Source organism: Staphylococcus sp. EG-SA-2 (genome assembly GCF_017152085.1).
The window spans coordinates 1-2501 of record NZ_JACYHC010000615.1 but is presented as its reverse complement, the minus strand read 5'-3'; the positions used below and the strand labels follow the sequence as shown (position 1 = coordinate 2501).

Genomic DNA, 2501 nt, shown 5'->3' with positions numbered 1-2501 from the left:
CAAGTTCATATTGACGATAAGGTTATTCTTGATAATGGTAAATTGGACATTAAGTCGATTAAACCTATTGCCAGATTAGGATATTACGATTACACAGTAGTGAATGAGATATTTGAAATGAAAGCACCTGCAGCTTCTAAAGAAGAGTTAGCAGGTTTAGAAGGAAGAAATTTCGATAATCAATCAGATGAAAAGATATAAGTAATTTAATCATTTTAGTGAATTCAATGCATCCTTACTAAACATTCAACTTAGTAGCGATGCATTTTTTCGCTTTATAAATGAAAATGTTAAAGCAATATGTCGTGGTATTTATATTTTTAAAGAAGAATCTTTTAGAATTACACATATATTACACTAGGTTTATTGAAAAAATATTGGTATTACTTTAATATTAAAGATGTATTTTGCATATAATATTTATCGTTTAGTTGTAAATTAACTATTTATAAATAAAAGGTGGATGATATAGATATATTAATACAATAATTATTTTAAAAACGAAACAATTATAATGATTAAACATAAAGCCAATTAGCCAAATTTATATAAAAAAGATTATACGCATAAACGAGAAAAAGTAATTTTAAAAATATGAAAACGATTCCATCTAGACGAATAAAAATGAATTTTTACAAATTTTAACAAAATGAGTTTTTTTGTATCAAAAAAGAGTTGTATTAAATTGAATAGTGGCATATATTATAATCTAATGAATGTAAAGATAATACAAGGAGTTATTACATGAGTAAAAGACAGAAAGCATTTCATGACAGCTTAGCAAACGAAAAAACAAGAGTAAGACTTTATAAATCTGGAAAAAATTGGGTAAAATCCGGAATTAAAGAAATAGAAATGTTCAAAATTATGGGGCTACCATTTATTAGTCATAGTTTAGTGAGTCAAGATAATCAAAGCATTAGTAAAAAAATGACGGGATACGGACTGAAAACTACGGCGGTTATTGGTGGTGCATTCACGGTAAATATGTTGCATGACCAGCAAGCTTTTGCGGCTTCTGATGCACCATTAACTTCTGAATTAAACACACAAAGTGAAACAGTAGGTAATCAAAACTCAACGACAATCGAAGCATCAACATCAACAGCCGATTCCACAAGTGTAACGAAAAATAGTAGTTCGGTACAAACATCAAATAGTGACACAGTCTCAAGTGAAAAGTCTGAAAAGGTCACTTCGACAACTAATAGTACAAGCAATCAACAAGAGAAATTGACATCTACATCAGAATCAACATCCTCAAAGAATACTACATCAAGTTCTGATACTAAATCTGTAGCTTCAACTTCAAGTACAGAACAACCAATTAATACATCAACAAATCAAAGTACTGCATCAAATAACACTTCACAAAGCACAACGCCATCTTCGGTCAACTTAAACAAAACTAGCACAACGTCAACTAGCACCGCACCAGTAAAACTTCGAACTTTCAGTCGCTTAGCTATGTCAACATTTGCGTCAGCAGCGACGACAACCGCAGTAACTGCTAATACAATTACAGTTAATAAAGATAACTTAAAACAATATATGACAACGTCAGGTAATGCTACCTATGATCAAAGTACCGGTATTGTGACGTTAACACAGGATGCATACAGCCAAAAAGGTGCTATTACATTAGGAACACGTATTGACTCTAATAAGAGTTTTCATTTTTCTGGAAAAGTAAATTTAGGTAACAAATATGAAGGGCATGGAAATGGTGGAGATGGTATCGGTTTTGCCTTTTCACCAGGTGTATTAGGTGAAACAGGGTTAAACGGTGCCGCAGTAGGTATTGGTGGCTTAAGTAACGCATTTGGCTTCAAATTGGATACGTATCACAATACATCTAAACCAAATTCAGCTGCAAAGGCGAATGCTGACCCATCTAATGTAGCTGGTGGAGGTGCGTTTGGTGCATTTGTAACAACAGATAGTTATGGTGTTGCAACAACGTATACATCAAGTTCAACAGCTGATAATGCTGCGAAGTTAAATGTTCAACCTACAAATAACACGTTCCAAGATTTTGATATTAACTATAATGGTGATACAAAGGTTATGACTGTCAAATATGCAGGTCAAACATGGACACGTAATATTTCAGATTGGATTGCGAAAAGTGGTACGACCAACTTTTCATTATCAATGACAGCCTCAACAGGTGGCGCGACAAATTTACAACAAGTACAATTTGGAACATTCGAATATACAGAGTCTGCTGTTACACAAGTGAGATACGTTGATGTAACAACAGGTAAAGATATTATTCCACCAAAAACATATTCAGGAAATGTTGATCAAGTCGTGACAATCGATAATCAGCAATCTGCATTGACTGCTAAAGGATATAACTACACGTCCGTCGATAGTTCATATGCGTCAACTTATAATGATACAAATAAAACTGTAAAAATGACGAATGCTGGACAATCAGTGACATATTATTTTACTGATGTAAAAGCACCAACTGTAACTGTAGGCAATCAAACCAT

2 pseudogenes are annotated in these 2501 nt (G+C 33.0%); both read left to right on the top strand.

The features are described 5' to 3' along the window. Positions 1–201, top strand: a pseudogene (locus IDG60_RS11010) (flavin reductase family protein); the annotation flags it as partial. A 543-nt stretch (positions 202–744) separates the two neighbouring features. Further along, a pseudogene (gene sasA, locus IDG60_RS11005) lies at positions 745–2501 on the top strand (serine-rich repeat glycoprotein adhesin SasA); the annotation flags it as partial.